Below are 5,573 nucleotides of genomic sequence, written 5' to 3' on the forward strand. Positions count from 1 at the left end.
AGGACGCCGCGTTGGTCACCCGGACCGTGTACGTCGCCTGGTCACCGATGCTCACCGACGTCGGACCGGACGCCGTCACCGACAGGTCCGCGGACGCGGACGGCGGCACGGTGCCGCCACCGCCGAGGTAGCGGGCCACGGCGCGGTCCGAGTCGCTGCTGATGGCGGTGCCGGCGAGCCCGGCGGCGAGGATCTTGCCGTCGGGCTGCAGGGCCACGGACGTGGCCTGGTCGTCGGGACCGCCGAAGTCGGTCGTCAGGCGTCCGTCACCGCTGAAGCCGGTGTCCGGAGCGCCGTTGGTGTCGTAGCGGGCGAGCGCGAAGTCGCCGTTGGAGGAGCCGGCGGCGACGATCCTGCCGTCCGGCTGGAGCGCCACGTCCTGGGCGGCGGCCGCCGCGGTGCCGAAGCCGGTGGTCACCCTGCCGTCACCGTCGAAGGTCGGGTCGAGCGCGCCGGCGGCGGTGAACCGGGCCAGTCCGAAGGCGCTGCCGTCGGCCCCCGCGACGACGATCCGTCCGTCGGACTGCAGTGCGACGCCGCGGACCGCCGACCCGAAGCCGGGAGTGACCCGCCCGTCGCCGTCGAAACCGGTGTCGAGGCTGCCGTTCGCCTGGTAGCGGGCCAGGGTGAAGCCCGAGGTGGTGTAGCCGGCGGCGACGATGCGGCCGTCGGGCTGCAGCGCCAGGTCGGTGACCCCGTCGCAGCAGCCGCCGGGGAAGTCGGTGGTGACGATGCCGTCGCCGTCGAAGCCCGTGTCGAGGGCGCCGTTGGCGTTCCAGCGCGCCAGCGACCAGACCCCGGTGCTCTCGCCGCCGGCGACGATCCGGCCGTCGGGCTGTACCGCGACGGCCATGGCTGTCTCGATCGCGTCGGGGTCGATGTCCGCGACCGCCTTGCCGTCGCCGTCGAAGGCGGTGTCCAGGCTGCCGTCGGGGTTGTAGCGGGCCGCCACCCAGTCGCCGTAGCCTGCGATCGAGGTGGAACCGCCGACCGCGATGATCTTGCCGTCGGGCTGCAGGGCCACGGCCCGGGCCTCGTCGTTGTTGACGTCGAAGTCGGTGGTGACGATGCCGTCGCCGCCGAAGCCCGTGTCGAGACTGCCGTCGGGGTTGTGGCGCACCAGCACGAAATCGCCGCTGGTCTCGTCGAAGTAGCCGCTGCCGACCGTGACGATCTTGCCGTCGGGCTGGACGGCCATGCCCGCGATGTCCTCGTAACCGGTCACGTGGGTGACGACCTTGCCGTCGCCGCTGAACGTCGGGTCCAGATCGCCAGGAGCGGCCACGGCCGCTCCGGGCAGGCCGAGTACGAGCGCCAGGGCTGCGGCGGCCGCCGTGCGGGCGCGTCGGGCCCGGCGCCGCGGGGTGTGCAGGGGCATGGGGGACCACTTCCGTCCGTGGGGTCCTGGGGGGCGACCCAGCTTTCGGGCACGGCGGACCCGGGCGGGACCTCGGCGGGCCGGTAGTGGGCCCACTGGACCGCCCGGTTCCACCCGCAGGAGTGACGGACGGGTCACGCGGACGACTGCGGGAACGCGCCGACGTCAGCCGTAGCGGCCCGCGAACCAGGCCGCCGCGGCCTGCGTGTGCAGGGGGAACGCCAGCGGGCCGGGGGCGCGCAGGACGTGCCAGCCGGTGGTCTCGTCGGTGGCGACGGGCGCGGGCAGGTCGGTCGCGGGGCGGGGCGGCAGCAGGCCGAAGAGGAGCAGGTGGCCGGCCGGGGAGCTGAGTGCGTCGGCGAGGGCGACCTGGCCGGCCGGCGCCTGGATGCCGGTCTCCTCCCGCAGTTCGCGGACCACGGCGTCCCGCCAGTCCTCGCCGTGGTCGATGAAGCCCCCGGGGAGGGCGGTGCCGCCGCGGGCCGGTTCGATCGTGCGGGTGATGACGACGAGCCCGGCGCCCCGGCCGTCGGTGACGGGGAGCAGGGCCACGGCCACGGGGAGCGGGTTGCGGTAGGCGGTGCTGCCGCAGGCCGCGCAGGTGCGGGGCCAGGGGGCCGCGGCGGAGTCGTAGGGGGCTCCGCAGGAGGAGCAGTGCGAGTCCTTCACCGGTGCTGACACGTGGGGGATGGTAGAGGAAGGGGCATGCGACGGCTGGATGTCGGACGGATCGGAATCCGCTGCCTGCTCGGGACGGCGGGCGCCGCGTGCCTGCTGCTCGCGACGGTGGGCGGGGCGGCGGGCGACGTGGCGGGCGGGGCGGTGGCTCGGGCGGGTGTGGCACGGCCGGGTGCTGAGCCGCTGCCCGCCTTCGTGGCGCTGCGCGACGTGGACCCGAGCGTCGCCGAGGAGATGCGGTACGCCTCGGCGCACAACTTCACCGGCACGCGGGTGGACGGCTACCGGGAGGCCGTGTGCCTGCTGACCCGGCCGGCGGCCGAGGCGCTGTCCCGGGCGCAGCGCTCGCTGCTCGCGCGGGGGTACGGGCTGAAGGTGTACGACTGCTACCGGCCGCGCCGGGCGGTGGCGCACTTCGTGCGCTGGGCGCGGGACGCGTCGGACCAGCGGACCAAGGCGGAGTTCTACCCGCGGGTCGACAAGTCCCGGCTGTTCGCGGAGGGTTACATCGCCGAGCGGTCGGGGCACAGCAGGGGCAGCACGGTCGACGTGACGCTCGTACGGCTGCCCGGCCGGGAGGGCCGGCCCGGGGACGTCGACATGGGGTCGCCCTTCGACCTCTTCGACCCGGTGTCGCACACGGCGGACCCGACGGTGGGGCCGCGGCAGCACGCGCACCGCACGGAGCTGGGGGCGGCGCTGGCGGCGCAGGGCTTCGTCAACCTGCCCGAGGAGTGGTGGCACTTCACGTACCGCCCGGAGCCCTACCCGGACACGTACTTCGACGTCCCTGTCGCGCTGCGGGTGGGCCGCAGTACCGTCGCGGTATGGCAGCAGCAGAGCGCACGTTCGAGTCGTACGAGGACTTCTGGCCGTACTACGTGGCCATGCACTCCCGCGCCGCGACGCGCTGGGTGCACCTGACCGGGACGCTGACGGGGCTCGCGGTGGCCGCGTACGGGCTGGCGCGCGGGCGGAAGCGGTACGCACTGGCGTTCCCGCTGATCGGGTACGGCACCGCCTGGCCCGCGCACTTCTGGATCGAGGGGAACAACCCGGCGACGTTCGGGCATCCGGCCTGGTCGCTGCGCGGGGACGCGCAGATGATCCGGATGATGCTGACCGGCCGGGACGCGGAGCTCGCCGAGACCGCGGAGAAGTGGCTGGCGGAGAACCCCTGACCCGGGGGCCCGCCCCGTGGCAGACTTCTGACGAACCGTCAGTTCGACGGTCGGTGAGGTCTGCCTGGGGAGGGATCGTGACGCCGCGCACACGCACACCGGTGGTGCCGGGATGGTTCGGGTACGTCGCGCTCGGTACGGGCGAGGAGGAGTTCCGGCTGCTGGGGACCCGGTGCACGGCCTGCACCTCGGTGTTCTTCCCCCGCGAGGACTCCTTCTGCCGCAACCCCGGCTGCGCCGGGGGCGAGCTGGTGGAGGTACCGCTGTCCCGGCGCGGCCGCGTCTGGTCGTACACCGACGGGCGCTACCGGCCGCCCGCGCCGTACGTCTCCGATCCGGCGGAGCCCTGGGTCCCGTACACGCTCGTCGCGGTGGAGCTGGCCGCCGAGCGGATGGTCGTGCTGGGCCAGGCGGAGCCCGGCGTGACCCCGGCGGACCTGGTCGTGGGCATGGAGGTCGAGGTGGTGCCCGGCGTCCTCGACGAGGACACGGACACCACCTGGACCACGTGGCGGTTCCGGCCCGTGCCGGCCGTGGAGCGGGAGGTCGGCGCATGACCGGGATCCGCGGTGCGGCCGGGGACGTGGCGGTGCTGGGGGCCGGCATGCACCCGTGGGGCAAGTGGGGACGCAGCTTCGTCGAGTACGGCACGGCCGCGGCGCGCGCCGCCCTGGCCGACGCCGGACTGGACTGGTCCGACGTGGGCTCGGTGGTCGGCGCGGACACCATGCGCTGCGGGTACCCGGGCTACGTGGCCGGCGCGACCTTCGCCCAGGCACTGGGCTGGCAGGGCGCGCGCGTGACCAGCGTGTACGCGGCCTGCGCCTCGGGCGCCCAGGCGGTGGGCACGGCCCGGGCCCAGATCCTGGCGGGGCTGGCCGACGTGGTGCTCGTGGTGGGCGCGGACGCGGCGCCCAAGGGGTTCTTCGCCCCGGCGGGCGGCGACCGCCCGGACGACCCCGACTGGGTGCGCTTCCGGGTGCTGGGCGCGACGAACCCCGCGTACTTCGCACTGTTCGCGCGCCGCCGGATGGCGGTGTACGGCGACACCCCGGAGGACTTCGCCCAGGTCAAGGTGAAGAACGCGGCCGCGGGCGCGCTCAACCCCAACGCCCGCTATCGCAAGCCCGTGACCGCCGACGAGGTGGCCGCGTCCGCGGTGGTCGCCGACCCGCTGCGCCTGCTGGACATCTGCGCGACCTCGGACGGCGCCGCCGCCCTGGTCCTGACCAGCATGGAGTTCGCCCGCGCGCGGGGGGTCACGGACCCGGTGCGGATCCGTGCGGTCTCGACGGTGACCCCGACCTACCCGCGGACGGTCCTCGACCTCCCGGACATCGGCACGGACTCCGCGGCGGCCGTCGAGCCGGCCCCGGGGAGCTTCCGCTCCGCGATCGCCCGTGCGGCGTACGAGGAGGCCGGCCTCGGACCCGAGGACCTGTCGCTGGCCGAGGTCTACGACCTGTCCACCGCCCTGGAACTGGAGTGGTACGAGGACATCGGCCTGTGCGGCGAGGGCGAGGGCGCCAAGCTGGTGCGCGAGGGCGCCACCGCCCTGGGCGGCCGGATCCCGGTCAACCCCAGCGGTGGCCTGGCCTCCTTCGGGGAGGCGGTCCCGGCCCAGGCCATCGCCCAGGTGTGCGAACTGACGTGGCAGCTGCGCGGCACGGCGGGCGACCGCCAGGTGCCGGCCGCCCGTGCCGGAATCACGGCGAACCAGGGGCTGTTCGGGCACGGGTCGGCGATCGTGGCGGTGAGGTGAGGTGAGTGAGGGTGGCGGGGCGTGACCGGTGGGGGGTGACCGGTGGCGGGAGCGGACGCGTGGCGGGGCGGTGACCGGGGTCGTGCCCGTGTGGGCGCCGCTCGTGCCCGTGTGGGCGCCGGTCGTGCCCGTGTGGGCGCCGGTCGGCAGGGGGTTGTCCTGCGGGGTCGGTACGGCCGGTGGTGGAGGCGGTCCGGGGCTGCGGAAGTGCCCCGTGGTGTGTGGGTCCCCTCGCCGCTTGACCCGGTATGGCCTGCAGGCCCTGCGGCAGGCCCACCCCAGGGGCTTTGGGGCTTCGCCCTGGCCTTCGGCCACCCCTGGCCCGGGCCTGCCTCCGGACCAGCCTGCCTTACGTGGCTGAGGCGAAGTCGGTCCAGTGGCCGTCGACCCCCTCCCCTGCTGGTCCTTCTTTGGCGGTGCCTGGTGGGTCCCGTGGTGTGTGGGGGAGGCGCTTGACAGGGGTGGCAGGCTGGACCGGAGGCAGGCCCGGGCCTGGGGTGGCCGCAGGCCACGGCGAAGCCGCTTGCCCCAGGGGTGGGCCTGCCGCAGGGCCTGCAGGCCGCCCCTGTCAAGC

5 protein-coding genes and 1 pseudogene are annotated in these 5,573 nt (G+C 75.0%); 4 read left to right on the plus strand and 2 right to left on the minus strand.

The window, feature by feature from the left end:
* A pseudogene (locus IF43_RS0134990) lies at positions 1-1,378 on the minus strand (delta-60 repeat domain-containing protein); the annotation flags it as partial.
* Positions 1,379-1,543: 165 nt separating this feature from the next.
* On the minus strand, positions 1,544-2,059 hold the full coding sequence (locus tag IF43_RS0134995; protein ID WP_234332646.1) for an NUDIX domain-containing protein: 516 nt from the start codon (positions 2,057-2,059) through the stop codon (positions 1,544-1,546).
* Positions 2,060-2,083: 24 nt separating this feature from the next.
* Between IF43_RS0134995 and IF43_RS0135000 the strand changes: the two genes are divergently transcribed.
* The 4 genes from IF43_RS0135000 (at position 2,084) to IF43_RS0135015 (ending at position 4,999) form a co-directional block, all read left to right on the plus strand.
* Entirely contained in the window at positions 2,084-2,980 is an 897-nt protein-coding gene (locus IF43_RS0135000) for a M15 family metallopeptidase (protein ID WP_078910682.1), read from the plus strand.
* On the plus strand, positions 2,884-3,237 hold the full coding sequence (locus IF43_RS0135005; RefSeq protein ID WP_030210772.1) for a DUF962 domain-containing protein: 354 nt from the start codon (positions 2,884-2,886) through the stop codon (positions 3,235-3,237). Before IF43_RS0135000 ends, IF43_RS0135005 begins: the two co-directional genes overlap by 97 nt.
* 101 nt (positions 3,238-3,338) lie before the next feature.
* The gene (locus IF43_RS0135010) at positions 3,339-3,794 is read left to right on the plus strand and encodes a Zn-ribbon domain-containing OB-fold protein (RefSeq protein ID WP_030210774.1); all 456 of its coding nucleotides are present in this window, start codon (positions 3,339-3,341) and stop codon (positions 3,792-3,794) included.
* On the plus strand, positions 3,791-4,999 hold the full coding sequence (locus IF43_RS0135015) for a lipid-transfer protein (RefSeq protein WP_030210777.1): 1,209 nt from the start codon (positions 3,791-3,793) through the stop codon (positions 4,997-4,999). The genes IF43_RS0135010 and IF43_RS0135015 overlap by 4 nt, the downstream gene beginning before the upstream one ends.
* The last annotated feature ends 574 nt before the right edge of the window (positions 5,000-5,573 follow it).

Origin of the sequence: Streptomyces sp. NRRL S-87 (genome assembly GCF_000719335.1) — a bacterium.
Lineage (GTDB): Bacteria > Actinomycetota > Actinomycetes > Streptomycetales > Streptomycetaceae > Streptomyces.

Excerpts from the sequence above, each read along its gene's own strand:
- IF43_RS0135005 (WP_030210772.1), top strand. The coding sequence starts at position 2,884 with ATGGCAGCAGCAGAGCGCACGTTCGAGTCGTACGAGGACTTCTGGCCG.
- IF43_RS0135000 (WP_078910682.1), top strand. The coding sequence starts at position 2,084 with ATGCGACGGCTGGATGTCGGACGGATCGGAATCCGCTGCCTGCTCGGG.
- IF43_RS0135015 (WP_030210777.1), top strand. The coding sequence starts at position 3,791 with ATGACCGGGATCCGCGGTGCGGCCGGGGACGTGGCGGTGCTGGGGGCC.